Source organism: Rhodococcus baikonurensis, assembly GCF_040489275.1.
GTDB classification, from domain to species: Bacteria; Actinomycetota; Actinomycetes; order Mycobacteriales; family Mycobacteriaceae; genus Rhodococcus_F; species Rhodococcus_F baikonurensis.
Genome location: NZ_JBEUOQ010000003.1, coordinates 569,110 through 590,963, shown reverse-complemented (window position 1 = coordinate 590,963; position 21,854 = coordinate 569,110). Strand labels below are relative to the sequence as shown.

General features: G+C 63.2%; 25 protein-coding genes. 9 read left to right on the top strand and 16 right to left on the bottom strand.

Annotated elements, in window-relative coordinates:
• Positions 1 to 154: 154 nt before the first annotated feature.
• Positions 155 to 517 carry an RNHCP domain-containing protein gene (locus ABWI03_RS10520; protein WP_166811251.1) on the top strand — a complete coding sequence of 121 codons (363 nt, stop codon included), beginning with the start codon at positions 155 to 157 and terminating at the stop codon, positions 515 to 517.
• Between the two features lie 14 nt (positions 518 to 531).
• A complete protein-coding gene (locus tag ABWI03_RS10515; RefSeq protein ID WP_095970469.1) occupies positions 532 to 951 on the top strand; it encodes an RNHCP domain-containing protein in 420 nt (139 codons plus the stop codon).
• Here ABWI03_RS10515 and ABWI03_RS10510 read toward each other — a convergent pair.
• From ABWI03_RS10510 to mdo, 4 genes are all read right to left on the bottom strand, one after another.
• Complete coding sequence (locus ABWI03_RS10510) at positions 848 to 1,249, bottom strand: hypothetical protein (RefSeq protein ID WP_298774336.1); 402 nt, start codon at positions 1,247 to 1,249, stop codon at positions 848 to 850. The genes ABWI03_RS10515 and ABWI03_RS10510 overlap by 104 nt on opposite strands.
• A gap of 73 nt (positions 1,250 to 1,322) precedes the next feature.
• Positions 1,323 to 2,846 (bottom strand): MadC family VWA domain-containing protein, encoded by a 1,524-nt coding sequence (gene madC, locus ABWI03_RS10505; protein WP_298774333.1) that lies wholly within the window; start codon positions 2,844 to 2,846, stop codon positions 1,323 to 1,325.
• The gene (locus ABWI03_RS10500; RefSeq protein ID WP_124568254.1) at positions 2,843 to 3,925 is read right to left on the bottom strand and encodes a MadB family AAA-type ATPase; all 1,083 of its coding nucleotides are present in this window, start codon (positions 3,923 to 3,925) and stop codon (positions 2,843 to 2,845) included. Before ABWI03_RS10500 ends, madC begins: the two co-directional genes overlap by 4 nt.
• Before the next feature lie 86 nt (positions 3,926 to 4,011).
• The gene (gene mdo, locus ABWI03_RS10495) at positions 4,012 to 5,286 is read right to left on the bottom strand and encodes an NDMA-dependent methanol dehydrogenase (protein WP_003942095.1); all 1,275 of its coding nucleotides are present in this window, start codon (positions 5,284 to 5,286) and stop codon (positions 4,012 to 4,014) included.
• 361 nt (positions 5,287 to 5,647) lie between these two features.
• Between mdo and ABWI03_RS10490 the strand changes: the two genes are divergently transcribed.
• Positions 5,648 to 6,703, top strand: coding sequence for a ferredoxin--NADP reductase (locus ABWI03_RS10490; RefSeq protein ID WP_095970470.1), 1,056 nt, complete (start codon positions 5,648 to 5,650; stop codon positions 6,701 to 6,703).
• On the opposite strand, the gene ABWI03_RS10485 is transcribed toward ABWI03_RS10490, so the two are convergent.
• Positions 6,675 to 7,982 (bottom strand): glycosyltransferase 87 family protein, encoded by a 1,308-nt coding sequence (locus ABWI03_RS10485; protein WP_298774326.1) that lies wholly within the window; start codon positions 7,980 to 7,982, stop codon positions 6,675 to 6,677. The genes ABWI03_RS10490 and ABWI03_RS10485 overlap by 29 nt on opposite strands.
• A gap of 38 nt (positions 7,983 to 8,020) precedes the next feature.
• Positions 8,021 to 8,758 carry a DNA alkylation repair protein gene (locus ABWI03_RS10480; RefSeq protein ID WP_298774323.1) on the bottom strand — a complete coding sequence of 246 codons (738 nt, stop codon included), beginning with the start codon at positions 8,756 to 8,758 and terminating at the stop codon, positions 8,021 to 8,023.
• Between the two features lie 360 nt (positions 8,759 to 9,118).
• Here ABWI03_RS10480 and ABWI03_RS10475 point away from each other — a divergent pair, with 360 nt between their 5' ends.
• On the top strand, positions 9,119 to 9,487 hold the full coding sequence (locus ABWI03_RS10475; protein WP_019744276.1) for an SPW repeat domain-containing protein: 369 nt from the start codon (positions 9,119 to 9,121) through the stop codon (positions 9,485 to 9,487).
• A 39-nt stretch (positions 9,488 to 9,526) separates the two neighbouring features.
• Here the strand turns inward: ABWI03_RS10475 and ABWI03_RS10470 are convergent, their stop codons facing one another.
• Together ABWI03_RS10470 and ABWI03_RS10465 are read right to left on the bottom strand one after the other, a co-directional pair.
• Entirely contained in the window at positions 9,527 to 10,291 is a 765-nt protein-coding gene (locus tag ABWI03_RS10470) for a glutamate racemase (RefSeq protein WP_298774315.1), read from the bottom strand.
• Positions 10,292 to 10,333: 42 nt separating this feature from the next.
• Positions 10,334 to 11,512: an NAD(P)/FAD-dependent oxidoreductase gene (locus ABWI03_RS10465; RefSeq protein WP_234036938.1), complete on the bottom strand. Its 1,179-nt coding sequence runs from the start codon at positions 11,510 to 11,512 to the stop codon at positions 10,334 to 10,336.
• Positions 11,513 to 11,696: 184 nt separating this feature from the next.
• Between ABWI03_RS10465 and ABWI03_RS10460 the strand changes: the two genes are divergently transcribed.
• The 5 genes from ABWI03_RS10460 to ABWI03_RS10440 are packed head-to-tail and all read left to right on the top strand — an operon-like array spanning position 11,697 to position 14,240.
• Positions 11,697 to 12,164 (top strand): Asp23/Gls24 family envelope stress response protein, encoded by a 468-nt coding sequence (locus ABWI03_RS10460; RefSeq protein WP_003941912.1) that lies wholly within the window; start codon positions 11,697 to 11,699, stop codon positions 12,162 to 12,164.
• Entirely contained in the window at positions 12,161 to 12,538 is a 378-nt protein-coding gene (locus ABWI03_RS10455) for a hypothetical protein (protein ID WP_124568249.1), read from the top strand. The genes ABWI03_RS10460 and ABWI03_RS10455 overlap by 4 nt, the downstream gene beginning before the upstream one ends.
• A gap of 1 nt (position 12,539) precedes the next feature.
• Entirely contained in the window at positions 12,540 to 12,719 is a 180-nt protein-coding gene (locus ABWI03_RS10450; protein ID WP_003942043.1) for a hypothetical protein, read from the top strand.
• On the top strand, positions 12,706 to 13,680 hold the full coding sequence (locus ABWI03_RS10445) for a DUF6286 domain-containing Asp23/Gls24 family envelope stress response protein (RefSeq protein WP_124568248.1): 975 nt from the start codon (positions 12,706 to 12,708) through the stop codon (positions 13,678 to 13,680). Before ABWI03_RS10450 ends, ABWI03_RS10445 begins: the two co-directional genes overlap by 14 nt.
• A complete protein-coding gene (locus ABWI03_RS10440) occupies positions 13,677 to 14,240 on the top strand; it encodes a hypothetical protein (RefSeq protein ID WP_298774305.1) in 564 nt (187 codons plus the stop codon). Before ABWI03_RS10445 ends, ABWI03_RS10440 begins: the two co-directional genes overlap by 4 nt.
• A gap of 116 nt (positions 14,241 to 14,356) precedes the next feature.
• Here the strand turns inward: ABWI03_RS10440 and tuf are convergent, their stop codons facing one another.
• The 8 genes from tuf to ABWI03_RS10400 all read right to left on the bottom strand — a co-directional run bounded on the left by tuf (position 14,357) and on the right by ABWI03_RS10400 (position 21,854).
• Complete coding sequence (gene tuf / locus ABWI03_RS10435) at positions 14,357 to 15,547, bottom strand: elongation factor Tu (protein ID WP_003941926.1); 1,191 nt, start codon at positions 15,545 to 15,547, stop codon at positions 14,357 to 14,359.
• A 125-nt stretch (positions 15,548 to 15,672) separates the two neighbouring features.
• A complete protein-coding gene (gene fusA, locus ABWI03_RS10430; protein ID WP_007728394.1) occupies positions 15,673 to 17,775 on the bottom strand; it encodes an elongation factor G in 2,103 nt (700 codons plus the stop codon).
• A gap of 200 nt (positions 17,776 to 17,975) precedes the next feature.
• Complete coding sequence (rpsG, locus tag ABWI03_RS10425; protein ID WP_003941856.1) at positions 17,976 to 18,446, bottom strand: 30S ribosomal protein S7; 471 nt, start codon at positions 18,444 to 18,446, stop codon at positions 17,976 to 17,978.
• Positions 18,446 to 18,820: a 30S ribosomal protein S12 gene (gene rpsL, locus ABWI03_RS10420; RefSeq protein ID WP_003941908.1), complete on the bottom strand. Its 375-nt coding sequence runs from the start codon at positions 18,818 to 18,820 to the stop codon at positions 18,446 to 18,448. Before rpsL ends, rpsG begins: the two co-directional genes overlap by 1 nt.
• Before the next feature lie 421 nt (positions 18,821 to 19,241).
• The gene (locus ABWI03_RS10415) at positions 19,242 to 19,742 is read right to left on the bottom strand and encodes a DUF3558 domain-containing protein (RefSeq protein WP_234036799.1); all 501 of its coding nucleotides are present in this window, start codon (positions 19,740 to 19,742) and stop codon (positions 19,242 to 19,244) included.
• Positions 19,743 to 19,765: 23 nt separating this feature from the next.
• Complete coding sequence (locus tag ABWI03_RS10410; RefSeq protein ID WP_095970315.1) at positions 19,766 to 20,314, bottom strand: DUF3558 domain-containing protein; 549 nt, start codon at positions 20,312 to 20,314, stop codon at positions 19,766 to 19,768.
• An 82-nt stretch (positions 20,315 to 20,396) separates the two neighbouring features.
• Entirely contained in the window at positions 20,397 to 21,008 is a 612-nt protein-coding gene (locus ABWI03_RS10405) for a TetR/AcrR family transcriptional regulator (protein ID WP_003942008.1), read from the bottom strand.
• 60 nt (positions 21,009 to 21,068) lie between these two features.
• On the bottom strand, positions 21,069 to 21,854 hold the full coding sequence (locus ABWI03_RS10400) for an enoyl-CoA hydratase family protein (protein ID WP_283376710.1): 786 nt from the start codon (positions 21,852 to 21,854) through the stop codon (positions 21,069 to 21,071).

The window sequence follows — 21,854 nt, the reverse complement described above, 5'->3', positions numbered from 1 at the left end:
TGTTTATGACCCAGCCCGCGCCGAGCGCGCCTCCCGCCTTTGCACAGTCCGCGACCTCGACCCTCACCTGCTGATCCCCGAGACGACGGACTGACAGCGCGAGGCCCCTCGGCCTGCTCCTACCTGCCTTGTTCACTCAGCTAGGAGTTCTCCAGTGCCTCAATCACACAAATCCATCTCGAAAACCGACACCTTCTCCTGCGTACAGTGCGGACTCACCGTCATGACGTACGGCCCCGAGGGCGATCGCCGAAACCATTGCCCCAGTTGCCTGCATTCCTTACACCTGTTCGACCAGGTGGACGGTGGGCCGTCAGACTGCGGCATGCGCATGGCTCCCATTTCGATCGCTGTGCTGCGCAGTGGCGATTGGATGATCATCCACCGCTGCGCACAGTGCCTCGAGCTCACCTCCAACCCCGTCAGCCGAGACGACAACCAGTTGTTGTTGATGAGAATGGCAGTGCGTCCTCTCGCGCAACCGCCCTTCCCGCTCGAAGCCTTCGGCGACCTGTGAGGGGTGAACCGCAGATGCCACGTAGGAACCCCACCACCCGGTCCCGGCGGACACCGCAACGCACCAAACACGTATTACACGGAACAGGTGGCGAGCACGGATCGAGTTTCCGTTGTCTCACATGCCGTTTGGACATCTCCACCGAGGCGCCGGGTACCGCTCATCGGAACCACTGCCCGAACTGCCTGGCCAGCCGCCACGTGGATGGTCGCGTTCCGGGCGACCGAGCACAACAGTGCAGAGGTGCCATGGCGGCGCTGTGCTTGTCGGTCCGGCGAGACGGTGAATGGATGCTCGTTCACCAGTGCGTCGAGTGCAATACCTTGAAAGTCAACAGGATCGCCGGCGACGACAACGCCTTGGTCCTGCTGCGCTTGGCGCTACGCCCGTTGGCGGATCCCCGACTGGGCTCGCGAGCATTGCTAGCGCTCTGATCGATCGTCCGGCCACCACGAACACGATCCCGGCAAGCAAGCCGACCGCTGTCGGACCGAGTACCAATCCCGAATACAGCCACGGGGCAGGCTCTGCCGGAAAGAGGTCTATGAAATCGGGTCCGGTGAACGTCGGGTCGGAAAACGGTTCCCGATAGGATCCGCCGGTCAGAATGTGAGGTGATGCCAACGAGTTCCACCACCACTGAAACACGCCGAGCGCCACCAGCCCGCACACGGCGCCGAGCACGGTCAGTGCCGCGATCGGTCGCCAGATCGATCCCCTGATTTCAGACATGAGATCAAACTAGTTCACGACAGATCGCAGTGATATCAGTGAAGTGCAGTGACATCAGTGAAGTGCGATGACATCAGCGAAGTGCATGCCCTAGTTCGGCCGCCTTTGCCATCAGTTGCGCAGCATCTCGGGCAACGACAACCTCGTCGCAGATCTCCGAATACTCCGGCATCGCGCACGACGCCTGGTTCCAGTAGCGCTGTGGTTCCGGCGTGATCCAAGCCAGACGGTGGACCTTGCGTCGCACCTCTTCCAGCTTGTCCACCTGCGGGGGCAACCCGTTGCACCGACCGTCGCCCACGATGATGACGGAAGTTCTCGAGTTCAAGGTGTTTCCGTGTTCGTCCAACAATTCTGTGAGCACCCGCCCGTAGTCGCTGCTGGCTTCCAGATCCAGGCCCGGGTGCGCGAGCACCGCTGCCAATGCACCGTCACCACTACTGGCGAGCAGGGTGTCGGTCACGTCGACCGGACGATCGACGAACGCGAGAACTTCACAACGATCAGCCCGGCGATGCATTGCCTGAGCCAAGCGCAGAGTGAACGCGGTGATGGGGCGCACGGACAGCGACACGTCTGCGATCAAAAGCAGTCGGACTCGATCGGGGCGAGGAGCTTTCACGACCAGATGGAAGGGTATCCCGTCGGTGCGCAGGCTCGAACGCACCGTGCGTCGCATGTCGAGATGTCCTCGAGAGCGCTCCCGAGGACGAGGCCTGGACGGTCCTCTCATCCGCCGAAGCACCTCGTGGCACGCGAGTTCGATGTCGTTGTGCGTTGCGCCTGCAGCAGATTCACTGTCGGGCGCGTCGGGAGCGGATTCGGCGAGTGCAGCGGCCGAGAGCGCTTGTACGAACGCTTCGACCGCCTCGACGAGCCGGTTCAATTGTGCTTGCGTGAGTGGCCCGTCGTCGGAGACGTCCGCATACGCTTTGCTCGGGTCGTAGGCATCCAACCAGGCGAGGATCGACGTCGGATCGTCCCACGACAACGAGCCGACCACTGCTGCAGCAACACTGGTGCTCAGGTCACCGACCACTGCCGACGCGGCACGATCAACGTCGACCGTGTAACTGACTCCCCGCCGGCCTGTCTCCGAACCGGTATCGACCGACAGTTCCGCATCGCTGGATGTCATCGATACGTCGTCGTCGTCCTTGTGCGGGTTGAACCCCTTCTCCGCCTCCGGAGTGTCGAAGTAGTCGCCGACCTCGGCTGCACGCTCGTTGTACTCGGCATACCGGCCTACTTCTTGATCCTCGTCGATCCCGAGGGCGGTGGGCAGACCGTCCGCCACTTCGGCTCGCGACGCCGGCCGTTCGGCGTGGGCCTTCTCCGCAGGCGGCCGGAACAACGCGTCGAACGCCCGCTCGAAACCGGCCTGCTCGTGAGAGTATTTGGCGCACACTGCCCGAAGGCAGGCTCGTAACGTCTCACGATCCGAAGCGCCCACCATCGCGAGCACACGCCGAACTTCGATGACCTCGGCCGGTGACGCGGAAACTCCGGCCGCCCTCAGCAATCGGCCGAAACTCGCGGACACCACGTCGAGGACAAACGACGGCTGCCACACGGCGAGGCCACCGAGCGTCGTCATCGCGTCGAACGGATTCCGCTGCCGCCGCGGATTCCCTGTTGATGGGGGTCTCGTCCACCGGTCCCCCGGAACACGGCCGTCGTCGTGTTGGCGGGTTTGCTTGCCACCGTTGCTCGCTCGATCGGCTCACCACCGTCACGCGACGGAGATTCGAGAAGCTTTCCGTCGAATCGTTCCTTGGCCAGCGTCACATCCGACGAGTACTTGAGCAACGCCGTGAGCAGGATGTCGCGCACCTTGGCGTCGGAAGCGGTGTCGAATCCACTGGCCGCGAGGACTGTTGCCGCCCTGGCTGCGTCGATGACCTCCGAGATGGAGGGACTTTTGCGCAGCGGGAGGTCACGCAGGATGCGAGCCAATTCGACAACCTCGGTGGCAGTAGCGGCGTCCACTTCCGGCGCTCGCGCAGTGACGATCTCGCGTTCACGCTCCGACGTCGGATAGCCGAGATGGTAATGCAGGCAACGACGCTTGAGCGCGGGCGAGAGTTCGCGAGTGTCGTTGGATGTCAGGATGACCCAGGGCTGCGAACGGGCCACGAACGTACCGACCTCGGGAATGGTGATCTGCTGTTCGGCGAGAATCTCGAGGAGCAACGCTTCCATCGATTCCTCGGTGCGGTCCACCTCGTCGACCAGAAGCACGACCGGCTCGGGTGAGAGGATCGCTTCGAGCAGCGGCCGCACGGACAGGAAGTTCTCGGAGTACAAACCGAAATCCTGATCGGCGAGAAACTTCGACGCTTCGGCGACACTGTCGAATTCGGAAACCTGATCACTGATCCGGTCGCGGAGCATCTGCACGTGCAGGAGTTGCTTCGCGTAGTCCCATTCGTACAGGGCGCGATTGTCGTCCAACCCTTCGTAGCACTGCAAGCGCACCAGCTTGCGTCCGCCGATCGCAGCCAGCGACTTCGCCAGTTCCGTCTTGCCGACACCCGCCGGCCCTTCGAGCAGGAGCGGACGCCCCAGCGCCGTCGCCAGATGAACGACTACCGCGAACTCGTCATCGGCAATGTAATCCTGCTCCCGCAGAGCGTCTTTCACTTCGATTCCGCTGGAGAAACTGCGACCGGACATGGAATACCTTTCGATAGGGGCACAGCCCCTGTGCGCGGTTAGGGAGCCTCTGGACTCCTTAACCGCGCACGGGGCCGAAGGCCCTGCTAGAAGTACGACTTGTTGATCGCGTGATCGACAACCGGGATCATCGACTCCACGGTGACCTCACGGGGATTACCCGGGGTGCACCAGTCGTCCTGAATGTGCTCGGAGATGGCGCGCACAGTCTTCTCGTCACCCTTGATGACATCACCACGACCCTCGTACTTCTTGGTGTTCATCTGGTTCTTCGCGTACGAGTCGGTGCGGACCTGACCGAAGTTGTCGGGGATACCGACGTCCTTGGCCAGTCGGATGGCAGCCTCGACGGCAGCATCTGCGGCCTGAACCGTGGTGAGGTTGCGAGTGTCGACACCGAGTGCGCCGGCCAACTGGGCGTAGCGCTCGTAGCGCGAAGGCAGGTTGTACTCCCACACACGCGGCAACGCGATGGCGTTGTTCAAACCGTGGTGGCTGTCGAAGAAAGCACTGACCGCGTGCGAGATCGAGTGAACGATGCCGAGGCCACCGGAGTTGAAGGCCTGTCCGGCAATGTACTGCGCGTTCATCATTCCCTCGCGAGCCTTGAGGTTACGCGGCTCGAAGACAGCCTCGCGCAGGTTCTTCGCGACCAACTCGACCGAGTAGATCGCATTACCGAGCGAAGGCGCGAAATCGAGACGAGACACGAAAGGCTCACTGCCGTGCGCGAGTACGTCGAAGCCGCAGTACGCGGTGAAGTGCTGAGGGCAGGTGTAGTAGAGCAGCGGATCGTCGATCGCCAAGGTGACAATGGTCGCCTCGTCGAAGCCCACCCACTTGTGCGGGTTGTTCATGTCCGACGTGTCGGTGATGACGTATGCCCACGACGTCTCGGAACCCGTTCCGGCCGTGGTGGATACGGCGATGTGCGGCGGGTTCTCCTTGTTGGTGGACTTGGCGAAGCCCTCGAACTCGTTGATGTTGCGACCGTCGTGTGCGATCACGACGCGAGCACCCTTGGCGGCGTCGTGGCTCGAACCACCACCGATCGAGATGATCGAGTCGCACTTCTCCTTCTGGTAGAGAGCCGCGGCCTCCATGACGTTGTAGTCCTTGGGATTCGACTCGACCTTGTCGTAGAGCACGACCTCGACACCCTGGTACTCGATCTTGCCGACGAGTTCCTCGATGATGCCCGAACCGCGCAGACCGGTTGTCATCAGGAGGGTGCGCTTGAAGCCGAGATTCTTGGCCTCCACACCGATGATGTCGTGAGCGCCCACACCCATCAGGGCGCGCGGGAAGGGGTGGAACTCCTTGATGGGAAAGTCCCAGATCTGGTTGAGCTCGATAGCCATCGGTATCTCCTCAGGGATGTGCACGAATGTGACTACGGGAGGGATTCGAGCCGATCCTTTGTGACCGGCGTCTCACCTGGTTCCCACTGTGTACCGACAAACAGCCCGTGCACAGGCTTCGGCAGCTCAACCGCCCGGACGCCGCCCGTGAACCGCCCGTTCGGGCAGGTGATCGCCGCCCCGGACCGCCAGGACGGTTGGATCAGACCGCCGTGGTTCCCGCTGATCGGGAACGTGTTGCTCGGCGACTACGATCCCCAGTAGCTTTTCATCACTGCTAACATTGAACTAGAACACGTTCTAGATGTTGCACTTCACTGACCTGCGCTTTACCCAGCTTCACGAGAGGACTAGCTTCGCGATGACGACAGTCGAGGTACCGCACAGCTCGCGATCGGCGGTACTCACCGTGTCCGGAGTCATCGAAGAGACTTCCGACGCCCGGTCGCTGGTGTTCGAGATTCCCGCAGAACTGAAGGACAAGTTCGACTACAAGCCCGGTCAATTCCTGACCCTGCGCATCCCGAGCGATCAGACCGGCTCGGTCGCACGCTGCTACTCCCTGGCCAGTTCGCCCTTCACCGACGACGCCCCCAAGGTGACCGTCAAGCGAACCGTCGACGGTTACGGCTCCAACTGGTTGTGCGACAAGCTCCAGGTCGGCGACACCATCGAAGTGCTGCCGCCGTCAGGTGTCTTCACGCCCAAGTCGCTCGATCACGACTTCCTGCTCTTCGGTGCAGGCAGCGGAATCACTCCGGTGATCTCGATCCTCAAGTCCGCCCTCACGCAGGGCAACGGCAACGTCGTGCTGATCTACGCGAATCGCGACGAGAAGTCCGTCATCTTCGGCGCCGAACTTCGCGAGTTGGCAGCGCAACACCCCGGCCGCCTCACGGTGGTCCACTGGATCGAAACCGTGCAGGGACTCCCCGCCGTCTCACAGTTGGCGACACTGGCCAAGCCATTTGTCGCGTACGAGGCCTTCATGTGCGGTCCAGGCCCCTTCATGGACGCCGTCCACAAGGCACTGGCAGAGGCCGGCATGCCCCGCACGCAGGTTCACGCCGAGGTCTTCAATTCACTCGCCGGCGACCCGTTTCGTGACGTCGAGGTAGCCGAGGTCTCCGACGAAGAAGCAGCCGACGCCGCAACCGTCGAGGTCGAACTGGACGGTGAAACCCACACCCTCGTCTGGCCGCGCAAGCAGACGCTCGTCGACATCATGCTCGCCAAGGGTCTCGATGTTCCGTACTCCTGCCAGGAAGGTGAGTGCGGGTCGTGTGCCTGCACCGTCACCGAAGGCGAAGTTCAGATGGACAACTCCGAAATCCTCGACGCCGAGGACGTGGCGAACGGCTACATCCTCGGTTGCCAGGCGAAGCCGATCACCGATCACCTGAAGATCGAGTTCTGAACCCTGCTTCGATGCATGACGGCCCCTGATTCCCTGCGGAATCGGGGGCTTTGTCATCATCCGAGCCATCTTCGGAGTCCCGCCCCGACACCCACGCAGGCGCCGTCGTGGGCAACCGCCACAGTGCGAAGATCAGTACCAGGGTCACGATCAGGAAACCCTCCCGCAGGACCAACCCCACCGGCAGCAGGAGAGGCGACGTCTCGATGAACTGCTGGCCCATGCTCGGCCCGCAGTAGACGATTGCCAAGCCCAGAGCGGCCGAACCGAACTGCAGCGGCGATCGAAGCCGAAAGAGAACCGTGACGGCAGCAGGCACGAGATACACCCAGTGGTGAATCCAGCTGATCGGCGAAAGAATCGGCGCGCTCAATCCGATCACCAACGCCGCATCGACCGCGCGCCCGACGCGATAGACGTCTCGGGCGATCCAGAGCGCTACCGCCGCACACAGCACTGTCAACGGCATCGTCAGAGACGCTGTCCATGTGCCCAGCGCCGCAAGTCCGCCCTGCAGCGAACTGTTGCCGGCGCTCGCGATCGCCTGCCCACTCAAATCCACCCGGTCACTGAGATTCCAGACGACGTCCGACCAGAAGGTCCAGCTGACGGCCGGGTCCACCACTGCCGCGACGGCAGTCGCCGCGGCAAATCCGATCGAACTCCAGATCGCGAGTCGCCACTGCTTCGTGACGACGAAGTAGGCGACGAACAGCGCCGGCGTCAGCTTGATCGCGGCCGCGATACCGATCAGAAGTCCTCGCGGAAACCACCGGCCGAACCTCGAATGCTCACTACGGGTCACGTCGAGCAGTACGAGCACCATGAGCACCAGGTTCACCTGGCCGAAAGAGATGTGTGCACTGACGATGGGCGTCACCGACACGGCCAGGACCAATGCCGCCATGACGAGCGGCCTCTTCGGGACGCGAGCGGGAGTGAACCTCGCAACCGTCCACACCACCGCCGCGATGCACAAGCCCGACCACAGCAGATAGGCCGTCCACCAGCCGAAGAGAACAGTCGGCCAGAGGAAGATCGCCGCGAACGGGGTGTAGGTGAACGGCATGCCCTCGTCGACGATCAACGGGCCGACAAGATTGCCCTCGTAGATGTTCGATCCCGCTGCGAATGCCTGGGCGGCGTAGCGGTAGACGAGAAAATCTACGGGTTCGACGGCTCGAACGGAGTACACCAGATAACACAGAGCTGCGACGCCGGCAGCGATCAGTGAACCGATCGTCACAATTCGAGACGCCTCGACACGGGTGGCGGGCATACCGAGAATCGTCCCACAACCTACCGAGCGGTACTTCGCTAGCGGGCCGCTCGGAAGTGCGCTCGCTCGTCTGCGGTCAGGTGTTCGCACGCGTAGCTCAGCGCTGTGCGTCCCATGTCTGCTGCATTCTCTGCGAGGAAGTCGGTCAGCAAATCCCGATCCACCCGTTTGCCGACCTCGCGGAGCATCCAACCCATGGCTTTCTGTGTCAGGTCCCGTCGATCGCCCAGCACCTGCGCGGCGAGCTCGAGCGTGGTCGACGCGTCGCCACGAGTGATGAACCCGTACGTCGTCAGCAGCGCCACCCGTCGTCGCCACAGGTCACCCGAATCGGAAAGCTCGAAGATCAGCCGACGATCTCGGTCGTACAACCAGCCGCCGAGGATCTGTCCGGCGGACGAATCCACGAGATCCCAATTGTTCACCCGCCCGTCCTCGACAGCGCCGAGATAGAAGTCGGCGATGCGGGCGCGACTCTCGCCGTCGAAAAATTTTGGGCGACTGACCTTTTCGAATTGAGCAACCAGGATCAGCAGCCCGGCCAACCGGTGCTCGTGGACGTCGCTGTCGAGAAGGAGGCGTACCTGAGGCAACGCGAGGCCGACATGTTTCTTCACCACCGAGCGCGTCTTCGGCACTCGCACTCCGATGAACACGTCACCCTCGCCGTACTCCCCCGGCTCCGTCTTGAAGAACCGCTGTAGATAGACGGCATCCGCGGGATCCGCGAGATCGGCCAACTGCTCGATCACGTCCTGGGCACTCGATTGCGTCACTCCAGAACCTTCTCACGGGTTGCGGTGCGAACTCTTAGATTCTCTCAGCGTCCTCACACCGTGCGCCCTGCTCGGCCACAGGTCGGCAGACGACACTCGAGGACAGTCAGTGAAAGGACCACCCATGATCACCGCCGCTATCGCATTCACCACTCTCACCCTCATGGCACTCTCGGGACATATCGCGGCAAGCGCTCCGCGCGGCCTCGTGGCAATCCGGACGAATGGTCACAAATCTTGATATTCAAGCCTCCGCACCGCTTCTAACTGCAACGCGAATGCAATTGGCGGAGAGTTGATCTCGACTTGCCGCGGGCGTGTACTACAGGTGGACACACTCTCGTCTTTGGAGGTCTCGTCATGAAGTCGTGGAATCGAATGCAAGATGCCGTCGCGGTGGTTCTCGGCGTCTTTGCGGCTCTCTCGCCGATGTGGCTCGACACCACCGATCGGGCAATGTGGTCACTCGTCGTCCTGGGTGTCCTGGTTGCACTGTCGGGTCTGGCACACATGGCTCGTCCGGACATGGCCATGGCGGATTACGCGATGGGCGTTTTCGGCGTCTTGATGTTCATTTCACCCTGGGTCATGAACTTCGACGCGCTACGCGGTGCGTCGTGGACGGCCTGGGTGGTCGGGGTCCTGACCGTTGTGGTCGCGGTGAGTGCGATGCCGGTGATGAGTGCGCGGATGCATCACGGGGGTCACGGCGGCGTAGCTGCCCATTGACAGAGCGGCGTAGCTGCCCATTGACAGGGGGCGGCTGGATCAGGCTTTGATCGCGCCCAACAACCGCCCGGCGTCGAAGGCTTCGGCGCTGGGCGGTAGTGCGCCCGGACGACCGCTCACGAAAACCTCGACGGTTCCCGATCCTTCACCCGCGGCACCGAGCCCGTCGATCCGCCGCAAAGTCTGTCGTGCAACGGCTTCGGCGCTGTCGAAGAGTGTGACGTCGGCGGGTAACCGCGCTGCGATTTCTTCGGCGAGCAGTGGGTAGTGCGTGCAGCCGAGGACAACGCCGCTGACGTCGTCCGGTGTTCGCGCCACTGCGGAATCGATGGCAGCGAGTGCGGCAGCGCGATCACCGAGATCTATCGAATCGGCGAGGCCGTGGCACGGCACTCCGACGACCTTTGCGCCGTTTCCGAACTGTTCGATCAGATCAGCTTGGTACCGGCTGGCGGTCGTGGCGGCTGTAGCCCAGATCGCCACGGAATCGCACGCGGCGGCGGCGGGCTTGATCGCGGGCACCGTTCCGATGACCGGCACCCCCGGTCCGACCAGTTCGCGGACGTGCGGCAGCGCGGTGACGCTGGCGGTATTGCACGGAAGAACGATGACCTGTGCCCCACGATCGAGGCTCCGCCGCACAGCACCGAGTACCCGGTCGACGACCCACGGCTCGGGCTTGGGGCCCCAGGGGGCGCCGTCCGGATCCAGGGACAGCACCAGATCGAGATCCGGGCGCAGGCGTCTGAGCCACGCAGAGGTAGGGAGCAGGCCCAGTCCCGAGTCGATGAGTGCAACGATCACCGCACAAATCTATCGTCTCGGAACCGGTCCTGCCGCATCCGTTCAGGCCGGTGTGGACTCCAACACGTCCGAGATGGGCGTGCCGGCCGCGATCTTTGCACGCATCTTCATCACCGCTCCCGCACTGCCTCCGCCGACGACAGCCGCCAACACGCCGTCGCGCTCGTAGTAGGCGACGAACTTGCGGCCGTCGTCCTTGACGATGTGAACGGTGTCCGTGGGTGCGACGGTGCCCAATGCCTGGATCTTGACGTCGTACTGATCGCTCCAGAAGTACGGAACCTGCGCCGGAGCATCCGGATCACCCGTTCCGGTGATCGCTCCCGCCAGGATCTTGGCCTGGTCGCCCGCATTGGTCCAGTGCTCGACGCGCTTGCGTCGATCACCGATCTGCCAGGACGCGACGTCGCCGACCGCCCATACGTGTTCGGTACTGGTGCGGCCGACGCCGTCGCAGAGCACTCCGTTGTCGAGTTCGATTCCCGAACCGTCGAGCCACCCCGTTACCGGCACCGAACCGACTCCGATCGCGACCACGTCGACCGGGATCTCCGAACCGTCGCTCAAGGTCGCAGCGGCAACCGCTCCGTCGCCGGACAACGAGGTCAAGCCGGTACCGACGCGGACGTCGATGCCCTCGTTCCGATGCAGACGCTCGACGAGGGCGCCGACAGTGGGGCCGAGTACCGACGCCAGCGGCGTCGGCTGAGGTTCGAGCAAGACGACGTCGACGCCGTGAGACTTCATGCTCGCGGCCAGTTCACAGCCGATGAAGCCGGCCCCGACGATCAGCGCACGCTTGCCGGGGGCCAGATCGGCGCGAAGAGCCAACGCTTCCTCGATGGAGCGCAGCACGTGTACCCCCGAGAGGTCCGGAAGGCCGGCGATGCGACGCGGCGTCAGTCCGGTCGCGATCACCAACTCGTCGTAGTCCAGGGTGGATCCGTCGGCGAACGCCACCGACTTCGCCGCAGTGTTCACGGACGTCGCCGGCGAACCGAGCTTGAGGTCGACCTTGTTCTCGACGTAGAACTCGGCCGGACGCAAGGTCGTCTCGTCCTTGTCACCGCGGATCACTTCCTTCGACAACGGAGGCCTGTCGTAAGGCAGATGCGTTTCCCCACCGGCGAGCGTCAACTCACCCTCGAAACCCGCTCGCCGTAGTTCCTCGACGGTCCGCAGCCCCGACAAACCCGCACCCACGATCACTATCCGTGCCACCACGTACCACCCTGTCCGACCCACGTCACTTGCAGCGCTCACTATGAACGCCGTCACTATTTGCCTCCGACTCTGCCATACCAAATGCCGGAGTAGGTGTGGTGCATCCCGCATGGCCACCTACCAGTCACTACAGTTGGAGATACTTCAGACGCACGCACTGACACATGAGCAGGGAGCCCCCATGACCAGCGATTCCAGTGAAAAGAACAGCGTCCGATTCGGCGCCGACGGTGGCGCGGAACTAGTCAGCACCCAGGGCAAGACGATCATCGCCGACGCCGTGGTCGCCAAGATCGCCGGTATAGCAACACGCGAGATCAACGGCGTGTACGACGTCGGCGGGGGCACAGCGCGTGCGGTAGGGGCACTTCGCGACCGCATTCCGGGCGCCCGCGTCAACCATGCCCAGGGCGTGGCGGTGGAAGTGGGCGAGAAACAAGCCGCCATCGACATCGGCATTGTCGCCGAATACGGCGTCGCACTCCACGAACTGGCGGTGGGTATCCGTCGAAACGTCATTGCCGCAGTCGAAAGCATGACCGGCCTCGAGGTCACCGAGGTCAACATCACGGTCTTCGACGTCATGCTCTTCGAGGATGCCGAGAGCGGCGGCAGTACCGATCCGGAAGCCAAGCCGAGGGTTCAGTGAGTACCGCCGACGCCGGCCGCGAGATCGACGCGGCCGAGGTTGTCGCCGACGCAGTTCTTGCGATCCCGGAAGTGGCAGATCTACACGGCGGACAGTTCGGCGAGGTGGGAACCTACCTACCGGGACGTCGAATCACCGGCGTTGTCGTCGACGAAAACTCTTGTGCTGTACACATTTCCGTTCACTACCCGGCCGACGTTCGCAGCGTCGCCGAACGTGTCCGAGCGGTGGTGGCGAGATTGGTCGACGTACCGGTGAACGTGACGGTCGGAGACCTGTCGACAGCGGGATACCTACCGGATGTTTCCGAAAGTGCAGTCACCGAGCCTGCCACCGTCACCGACATTGCACCGAACATTCGAGAAGGGAACTGACATGAACAGCACCACCGTCGGACTGCTGGTCGGTCTGCTCCTCGCGCTCGCCGGAATCATGGGTGGGTTCAGCGGATTCGTCTTCGCAGTCCTGCTCGGCGCCGCCGGTATGGCGATCGGAGCACACCGCGACGGGCATCTCGATCTCGGCGCGATCCTCCGAAGCCGTGGCCGTGGCTGAGCCGTCCGATCCCAGCGCAGCGGACGATCCTGGCCTACGCGGCTCGTTGGTCATCAAGGACCGTGCGATGGCCAAGATCGCCACGGCCGCAGCGGTGAACGTTCCGGGAGTGGTCCGTCAGTCAGGCGGTTTGACCCGCCTGACCGGGCGCGACCTTCCGCGAGCCGACATCTCGATGGGCAGTGACGCCGTGGCCATCAATCTGTTCCTCGCTGTGTCTTGGCCGTGTTCGGTCACCGACCTGACGGGCCGCGTGCGGGCAGAAGTCGGACGCAGTGTCGAGTCGCTGACCGGCCTGCCCCTCCACGACATGAACGTCATGATCGCGGCAACCGAGGGCACCGACGAGTCATGTGCTTCGGGCGTCGAAATCGCCGAAGGCCCGGCGCAGGAGGCACTCTCGGATCCGATTCCACCCCGAGTTCCCTCCGCGAACCCGGCGGCCGCGGTTTCGGCCGTCGTCATCGCGTGCGGTCTACTCGCACTCGCCTTCGTGGTCTCGCGCGAATGGTTCATCAACCGCGGAACTTTCGAATCGGCACCCTGGATCCGAAACTCCGTGGAGTGGACGTCGCGGCTGCACTGGCAACCTTGGCTGCTTCCGGTAGCGATCGCTGCCGTTGTCGCGGGTGTGGTCCTGATAATGTCGGCGATCAAACGGCGCGCGAAAACCCATGTCCCACTGGGTAACCCGAAAGCATCGACGGTATGGATGCGACCGACGGACATTGCACGCCTGTGCAGTAGCCACGCAGCGGTCGTTCCCGGCGTCGATTCGGCCCACACGAGCGTCGACCGCAGACACGTCAAAGTCCACATCGAATCGACCGGTGGCGATCGGGCCGAACTTGCCGCGGCCGTGGACGCGGCAGTACGACCACATCTCGCGATACTGCAGCAGCCACTGCAACTTTCGGTTGTCGTGCGAGAAGCTGCCGTACGACGAAAGGACGCCTCGTGAACCGTTGGATTTCCGCGGTCGATCGGACCATCGTCCTGATTTTCGGAATCGTGCTCCTGGCGGCAGGCGCCTACGCCATCGCATGGGACGCGGGTGCCTCACTGATTCGAACCTGGGTGTCACGACTCGATCGGGAGGTCCTCTTCGGCCTTCCGGAGGAGCCTTGGTGGCACTGGGTGCTGTCCGGCACCTTCGTACTCTGCGTCTTCACCGGTTTCGGGCTGTTGTACTTGAACCTTCGCCGGCGCCGAACGAGCGCAGTCACGTTGCGGCACAACGAATCCGGTACCGACGTCAGTGTGGATCTGGGACCAGTCGCCGACGGCGTGGCCTCCGAACTCGCGCAACTGCCGGGCGTGCGAAGCACCCGAAGCAAAGCGACGGTCGATCGCGGACTGCCGACGCTGTGCGTCATCGTCACGGCGGACCCGGCGATCGACGTCGTCGGCTTCACTACTCAGGCCGAAGGCATCGCCCGTGCGACCAGGCGAAGCCTCGACGGCTCACCCGTCGCGGTACAGGTCCTGTTACATCTCGACCGGGTCGAAGCAACGAAGTAGGCAAGAACCTCACCAGCCACCAGACCGCCTGACTACAGACACAGAAAAGGCGCTCACTCCCCGAAGGGAATGAGCGCCTTTCTCAGTGCTGTGAATCAGCTAGCGAGACAAGAGTCTCACTTGATGATCTTGGCAACCTTGCCGGCGCCGACCGTACGGCCGCCTTCGCGAATTGCGAAGCGCAGGCCCTCGTCCATGGCGACAGGCTGGATGAGCTTGACGGACATCTCGGTGTTGTCACCGGGCATGACCATCTCGGTGCCCTCAGGCAGCGTCACGACGCCCGTAACGTCCGTGGTACGGAAGTAGAACTGCGGGCGGTAGTTGTTGAAGAACGGGGTGTGGCGGCCGCCCTCGTCCTTCGACAGGATGTATGCCTGGCCCTCGAACTCCGTGTGGGGAGTCGTGGTGCCCGGCTTGACGACAACCTGTCCACGCTCGACATCTTCGCGCTTGATGCCACGAACGAGCAGTCCGACGTTGTCGCCGGCCTGGCCCGAGTCGAGCAGCTTGCGGAACATCTCGATACCCGTGACCGTGGTCTTGGTCGAGGTTTCCTTGATGCCGACGATCTCGACCTCTTCGTTGACGTTGACAACGCCACGCTCGATACGACCGGTGACAACGGTGCCACGGCCGGTGATCGTGAAGACATCCTCGACGGGCATGAGGAAGGGCTTCTCGGTCTCACGAATCGGGTCCGGGATGGACTCGTCGACAGCAGCCATCAGGTCGAGAATGGACTGCGTCCACTTCGGGTCACCCTCGAGTGCCTTGAGTGCCGAGATCGGAATGACGGGGGCTTCCTCGTCGAATTCCTGAGCGGCCAGCAGTTCGCGGACCTCCATCTCGACGAGCTCGAGGATCTCGTCGTCGTCAACCATGTCGGCCTTGTTCAGGGCGACGAGGATGTAAGGAACGCCAACCTGGCGAGCGAGCAGGACATGCTCGCGCGTCTGGGGCATCGGGCCGTCGGTAGCTGCGACGACGAGGATAGCGCCGTCCATCTGAGCTGCGCCGGTGATCATGTTCTTGATGTAGTCGGCGTGACCCGGTGCATCGACGTGCGCGTAGTGGCGCTTTTCCGTCTGGTACTCAACATGCGAGATGTTGATCGTGATGCCACGAGCCTTTTCCTCGGGAGCCTTGTCGATCTGATCGAAGGCCGAAGCCTCGTTCAGGTCGGGGAATGCATCCGCGAGAACCTTGGTGATGGCCGCCGTCGTCGTGGTCTTGCCGTGGTCGACGTGACCAATGGTGCCGATGTTCACGTGCGGCTTCGTCCGCTCGAACTTCGCCTTCGCCACTTTGTGTCCTCCTGGACTGTTGTTGCTTGCCGTATGCAGCAGTGCGGTTGGTTGTTACTTGGTCGTGCTTCGTGCCGGAAGAAACCGAGGTCACTTGCCGGCGCGGGCTGGGGAGCTCGCTGTGCTTACTCGCCCGTCGCCTTGGCGATGATTTCCTTCGAGACGTTCGCGGGAACCTCTGCGTAGGAATCGAACACCATGGAGAAGTTCGCTCGGCCCTGGGTCTTCGACCGCAGGTCACCGATGTAACCGAACATCTCCGAGAGCGGAACCAGCGCCTTCACGACACGGGCACCACTGCGTTCCTCCATGGCCTGGATCTGGCCACGGCGGGAGTTGAGGTCGCCGATCACGTCGCCCATGTACTCCTCGGGCGTTGTGACCTCGACAGCCATGAGCGGCTCGAGAATGACGGGGCCGGCCTTGCGGGCGGCTTCCTTCAGTGCCTGCGAACCGGCAACCTTGAACGCCATTTCCGAGGAGTCGACGTCGTGGTAAGCACCATCGAGCAGCGACAGCTTCAGGTTCACGAGCGGGTAGCCGGCGAGAACACCGTACTGCATCGCGTCCTGCGCACCGGCATCCACGGAGGGGATGTACTCGCGCGGGATACGTCCGCCGGAGACCTTGTTCTCGAACTCGTAGGTAGCACCGTCTTCGCCCACGAAAGGCTCCAGAGCGATGATGACCTTTGCGAACTGGCCCGAGCCACCCGTCTGCTTCTTGTGGGTGTAGTCGTGCTTCTCGACCTTCTTGGTGATGGTCTCGCGGTACGCAACCTGCGGCTTACCGACGTTCGCCTCGACCTTGAACTCGCGGCGCATGCGGTCGACGAGGATGTCGAGGTGGAGCTCGCCCATACCGCCGATGACGGTCTGGCCGGTCTCTTCGTCGAGTTCGACCGAGAAGGTCGGATCCTCTTCGGCGAGCTTCTGGATCGCGACGCCCAGCTTTTCCTGGTCGGACTTGGTCTTGGGCTCGATGGAGACCTGGATGACCGGCGCGGGGAACGACATCGACTCGAGGACGATGGGGCTCGCCTGATCGCACAAGGTGTCACCGGTGGTGGTGTCCTTGAGGCCGATCATCGCGTAGATGTGGCCGGCTACGGCCTCGTCTACCGGGTTCTCCTTGTTGGCGTGCATCTGGAAGAGCTTTCCGATGCGCTCCTTCTTGCCCTTGGTGGCATTGAGCACCTGAGCACCCGGATCGATACGACCCGAGTAGACGCGCACGAAGGTCAGCTTGCCGAAGAACGGGTGAGCAGCGATCTTGAAGGCGAGAGCCGAGAACGGCTCGTCCTTGCTCGGCTTGCGAGTGATCTCTACTTCTTCGTCACCGAGCTTGTGGCCGATGACCTCACCGATGTCCAACGGGTTCGGAAGGTAGTCGATGACAGCGTCGAGCATGGGCTGAACGCCCTTGTTCTTGAACGCGGAGCCACAGAGAACCGGGTACAGCTCGGAGGCGACCGTCATCTTGCGGATGGCGCCCTTGATCTCCTCGATGGTCAGCTCTTCGCCGCCGAAGTACTTCTCCATGAGAGCTTCGTCGGACTCGGCAACCGTTTCGAGCAGCTTCTCGCGGTACTCGGCAGCCTTCTCGACGAGATCCGCGGGGATCTCCTCGATGGTCGGAGCGGTTCCCGTCGGGACCACGCCGCGCCAGGTGATGGCCTTCATCTCGACCAGGTCGACGACGCCGTCGAAGTCGTCCTCAGCGCCGATGGGCAGCTGGAGAACGAGCGGCTTCGCGCCCAAGCGGTCGATGATGGTCTGGACTGTGAAGTAGAAGTCCGCGCCCATCTTGTCCATCTTGTTGACGAAGCAGATGCGCGGAACGTCGTACTTGGCAGCCTGACGCCAAACCTGCTCGGACTGCGGCTCGACACCCTCTTTACCGTCGAAGACAGCAACTGCGCCGTCGAGCACGCGCAGCGACCGCTCCACCTCGACCGTGAAGTCGACGTGGCCGGGGGTGTCGATGATGTTGATCTGGTTGTTGTTCCAGAAGCAAGTCACGGCGGCAGACGTGATCGTGATGCCGCGTTCCTTCTCCTGCTCCATCCAGTCCGTCGTCGACGCACCGTCGTGCGTCTCACCGATCTTGTAATTGACACCGGTGTAGAACAGGATGCGCTCGGTGGTGGTGGTCTTGCCGGCATCGATGTGCGCCATGATGCCGATGTTGCGGACCTTGTTCAGGTCAGTCAGCACTTCCTGTGCCACAGGTTTCTTCCCCGCTCGTTGCTTGGTTTTCGGGTGTCGGCCTTATCGGTGTGTTCCACCGTCAGGGCCATGGTCTTTCAATTATGTCTCTGCCGAGGCGAACCTGGCCACCTGCGTCCGGAATCCGTCGCGATGATCAGGCCGCCAACGGCGACAAGCGTCGGAGCCCCACCCGATGGCAGTTGCTCCGACGCTTTACATCACCAGCGGTAGTGGGCGAATGCCTTGTTGGCTTCGGCCATCTTGTGAGTGTCTTCGCGACGCTTCACAGCTGCACCGAGGCCATTGCTGGCATCGAGGAGCTCGTTGGCGAGACGCTCGACCATGGTCTTCTCACGACGTGCACGCGAGAAGGTGACCAGCCAGCGCAGTGCCAGCGTGGTGGAACGACCGGGGCGAACCTCGACCGGCACCTGGTAGGTAGCGCCACCGACGCGGCGGCTACGAACCTCGAGTGCAGGCTTGACGTTGTCCAGGGCGCGCTTGAGAGTGACGACCGGATCGGTGCCGGTCTTCTCGCGTGCCTGCTCGAGAGCCTGGTACACGATTCGCTCTGCGGTGGACTTCTTGCCGTCCAGCAGGATCTTGTTGACGAGCTGCGTCACCAACGGGGAACCGTAAACCGGGTCGTTGATGAGCGGGCGCTTCGGAGCGGGGCCCTTACGTGGCATTAGCTCTTCTCCTTCTTGGCGCCGTAGCGGCTGCGTGCCTGCTTGCGACCCTTGACACCCTGGGTGTCGAGGGAGCCGCGGATGATCTTGTAGCGGACACCCGGGAGGTCCTTCACACGACCGCCACGGACGAGCACCATGGAGTGCTCCTGAAGGTTGTGACCTTCGCCGGGGATGTACGCGGTGACCTCGACCGAAGTCGTGAGGCGAACACGTGCGACCTTACGGAGCGCGGAGTTCGGCTTCTTGGGGGTGGTGGTGTACACGCGAGTGCACACGCCACGACGCTGCGGGCTGCCCTTGAGGGCTGCCGTCTTGACCTTGGCGGTCTTGTCGCGGCGACCCTTGCGGACCAGCTGGTTGATGGTTGGCATTTACCGGCTTTCTTGTGACGAACAGACTGCTCGAGCGAACTCGGGCCGTTCGAAAACGTGGCTGTTCTGAAATTAGGGATCTAGCAGTTGGAGCAAGAGAGCTGCTGCTCCTCACCCACCTCAGAGTGTGTACTCAGCACTTTCATGCCGTGCACCGCCCCCGAGGTCGGGCGTGTCGCATACCCCCACACAGGCAGCCGGATGCTCGTTCATCAGCAGATTCTGCTCGAACGCGCGCACGGCAATACCTAGCTAGGCACACAGATCGGCCCGGGCATGCCGGACACGACCCATAACGATACCTGTCGGCGCGCCACGAGGTCAAAGCGAGGCCACGGTGATAGTGACCTCACGCCCTGACCACCCACTCTGAGCGCCACTCTGAGCGCGCAGTGCGACCACCCGATCGGACCGGTCGCGATCAGATGCTGCGGTTCAACGTCAAAGCGCCGAGCTTTGCCGCCGCGTCGCACGGATCCGCGCCGCCTTGTGGCTCGGTGACCCACCACCCGAACACTCCCCCGGCCGGTGCGCTCGCGCTCACCCCGCAACTCTGCGGATCGGCCGGCTGGCGGACCTGGTACCCGCCACTGCCGTTGATGTCGATTTTCGCCACCACGTATCCGAGATGTTCGAAAGCAGCGCGCTCGTGATCGAGTGTGCCCGTCTCGAACCAGTTGAAGGTGATCTTGATCGGACCCGCGGCGCCGATGCCGTCCCAACGGCAGATAGCGCCGAAGAACCCACGCCCGACGGCGTCGGCACCCACGGCGCCGGCGATCTGCTCGTCGGTGACGGCTTCGCATTCTTGGAGGACGTTCGCGAATTCCTGGCTGTCGCTACCGCCGTAGCTGCCCTCCGCGCGGGGAGTCCCGGTAACCACCGAGCCGCAGCCTGTCAGCAGAACCAGCGACCCGGCCACGGCGAGTCCGATCCTTACTCGCTTCACTGTGCCCTCGACACTGTTTTTTCCATCAGATCCCGTGCCACCGTGCACGGATCCGCGGTCGGTGGCAGCAAACCGTAGGTGATCGACCAGTGCACGAAGTCTCCGCCGAACGCGATACCCAACTCGCACAACGAACCTGCCGTGGACGCGATGAAGCCCTGGTGTCCACCGATCGTGATGTCGTCGGCGGGGCGTCCGAGCAGGTCGGACCCAGCCCGTTCGCGGCCGATCGGGCTTCCGCGGTACCAGGAGAAACTGACGCTCGGACCGTTCGAGCCGGCGACTTCCCACTGGCAACCGACGCCGTTGCGCGTCGTCGTCGCGAAAGCGCCGAGATTGAAGGCGCTGACAACTTCTTCGTCGGTCACCGAGCCGCATTCGGCGAACATCGGTCCGGGATCCGTAGGTGCGAGTGCCTGCGAACCCGCTCCGTCGCCCGGCTGATCGACGGACCCGTCGTCGGAGCTGCATCCGACCACAGCCGAGAGCACGGCGGCCGAGACCAATACCGAAGTCCCGATCGAGGTGAGAGTGCGTGCGGCCATGGAGCCGACTGTACTTCGCGGTGGCCCCCGACACACGCCACGTGCGCGTCGCGCGCATCGGTGCGCCCACGCCGCTGCCGATTCAGGGAGTTGCGACCGGTACCCGAACCAGCGTGGAATCCAATTGCGCGGCCCACTGTTTGACCACCTCGGTGCGTCGGCGCGAGTCGTCGGTCAAGACGTCTGCAAGCCCCAGCCCACGGGCCAGGTCCAGGGTCGCCTGTACCAAGCGGTGCGTCACGGGATCGGAGTCGTCGACTCCCAGACTCTCGACGGCCATCCGGTGCGCGATCCGCCCGAACCGTTCCTCGAGGGGCAACACGCGAGCCCGCAGGTCGGGGTCCGAGGCGGCGGCCGTCCACACCTGCAGTGCTGCCTTGAACAGAGTCCCGGTGTAGTACTCGACCAACCGCGAAATGATCGCCTCTGTCCGTCCGGCACCCACCGGAAGGTCGGTGGATTCCTTGCGTGCCTGGTCCATCCTGGCGTCGAACATCACCTCGAGCGCCGCGGTGATGAGGTCCTCACGCGTCGGGAAGTGATGCTGCATCGCACCGCGGGACACCCCGGCACGCTGCGCGACGACGCTCATCGTCGTTGCGCTCCATCCGAGTTCGGCGAGACACTCCACAGTCACCTCCAGCAGGTGGGAGCGCGTGACTCGACTTCGGTCCTGCTTGGGCTCTCGAGTCATCGCGCCGCCATCCCTTCTACTGCTGTGTTCCAGCGCTTCTGTGTCCCAGCTGCGCAGTTTCTACTGCGCCCAGGCCGCTGGACGCTTCTGCAAGAAAGACATCATGCCCTCACGAGCCTCGTCGGACGAAAACAGCCGAGCCGATTGCGCGATCATCTCCTCGCCGTCCCGGTCGAATCCGGCCAGGACCGAACGCGTCGTGATCCACTTCGATTCGGCAAGCCCTTGCGGTGAACATTGGCGCAGGGTCCCGAGCAGCTCGGTGATCGACTCCCCCGTGTCCTGCGACGCGGCGGTGACGAGTCCGATGGATTCGGCCTCGTGCTGGCCGAACTTCTCTCCGGTGAGTAGATAGCGGCTCGCAGATCGCTGGTCGAGCCTCGGTAGGACGGTGAGCGAAATGATGGACGCTGCCAAACCCAACCGTGATTCCGTCACCGCGAAGGTGCTCGCCGGTCCGGCGACGACGATGTCGCACGCCCCGACAAGACCCATACCCCCGGCCCGGACGTGACCGTCGATCCGCCCGATCACCGGCTTGGGAAGCTCGAGAATGCTGCGCAAGAGCGTCAACATTCCCCGTCCTCGCTCCTTGACGGCCTCCTCCGGAGATGCCGACGACCCCGAGGCCTCACTGAGATCGGCTCCCGCGCAGAATGTTCCACCGGTGTGAGTGAGCACCACGGCTCGAACTTCCGGATCGGCCGCCGCCGACGTCAGCCCAGCCTGCAACTCCGTGACCAACCGCGTCGAAATCGCGTTGCGGTTGTGTGGTGAGTCGAGAGTGATCGTGGCCGCACCGCCCGATACGTCGTACCGTACGTATGGCTTGTCCTCGTCCGTCAT

Bases quoted from the DNA above. Each gene is read 5' to 3' on its own strand.
- ABWI03_RS10515 (WP_095970469.1), top strand. From the start codon at position 532: ATGCCACGTAGGAACCCCACCACCCGGTCCCGGCGGACACCGCAACGC.
- ABWI03_RS10510 (WP_298774336.1), bottom strand. From the start codon at position 1,249: ATGTCTGAAATCAGGGGATCGATCTGGCGACCGATCGCGGCACTGACC.
- madC (WP_298774333.1), bottom strand. From the start codon at position 2,846: ATGACGACGCTCGGTGGCCTCGCCGTGTGGCAGCCGTCGTTTGTCCTC.
- ABWI03_RS10500 (WP_124568254.1), bottom strand. From the start codon at position 3,925: ATGTCCGGTCGCAGTTTCTCCAGCGGAATCGAAGTGAAAGACGCTCTG.
- mdo (WP_003942095.1), bottom strand. From the start codon at position 5,286: ATGGCTATCGAGCTCAACCAGATCTGGGACTTTCCCATCAAGGAGTTC.
- ABWI03_RS10490 (WP_095970470.1), top strand. From the start codon at position 5,648: ATGACGACAGTCGAGGTACCGCACAGCTCGCGATCGGCGGTACTCACC.
- ABWI03_RS10485 (WP_298774326.1), bottom strand. From the start codon at position 7,982: ATGCCCGCCACCCGTGTCGAGGCGTCTCGAATTGTGACGATCGGTTCA.
- ABWI03_RS10475 (WP_019744276.1), top strand. From the start codon at position 9,119: ATGAAGTCGTGGAATCGAATGCAAGATGCCGTCGCGGTGGTTCTCGGC.
- ABWI03_RS10460 (WP_003941912.1), top strand. From the start codon at position 11,697: ATGACCAGCGATTCCAGTGAAAAGAACAGCGTCCGATTCGGCGCCGAC.
- ABWI03_RS10450 (WP_003942043.1), top strand. From the start codon at position 12,540: ATGAACAGCACCACCGTCGGACTGCTGGTCGGTCTGCTCCTCGCGCTC.
- rpsG (WP_003941856.1), bottom strand. From the start codon at position 18,446: ATGCCACGTAAGGGCCCCGCTCCGAAGCGCCCGCTCATCAACGACCCG.
- rpsL (WP_003941908.1), bottom strand. From the start codon at position 18,820: ATGCCAACCATCAACCAGCTGGTCCGCAAGGGTCGCCGCGACAAGACC.
- ABWI03_RS10410 (WP_095970315.1), bottom strand. From the start codon at position 20,314: ATGGCCGCACGCACTCTCACCTCGATCGGGACTTCGGTATTGGTCTCG.
- ABWI03_RS10405 (WP_003942008.1), bottom strand. From the start codon at position 21,008: ATGACTCGAGAGCCCAAGCAGGACCGAAGTCGAGTCACGCGCTCCCAC.
- ABWI03_RS10400 (WP_283376710.1), bottom strand. From the start codon at position 21,854: ATGACGGACGAGGACAAGCCATACGTACGGTACGACGTATCGGGCGGT.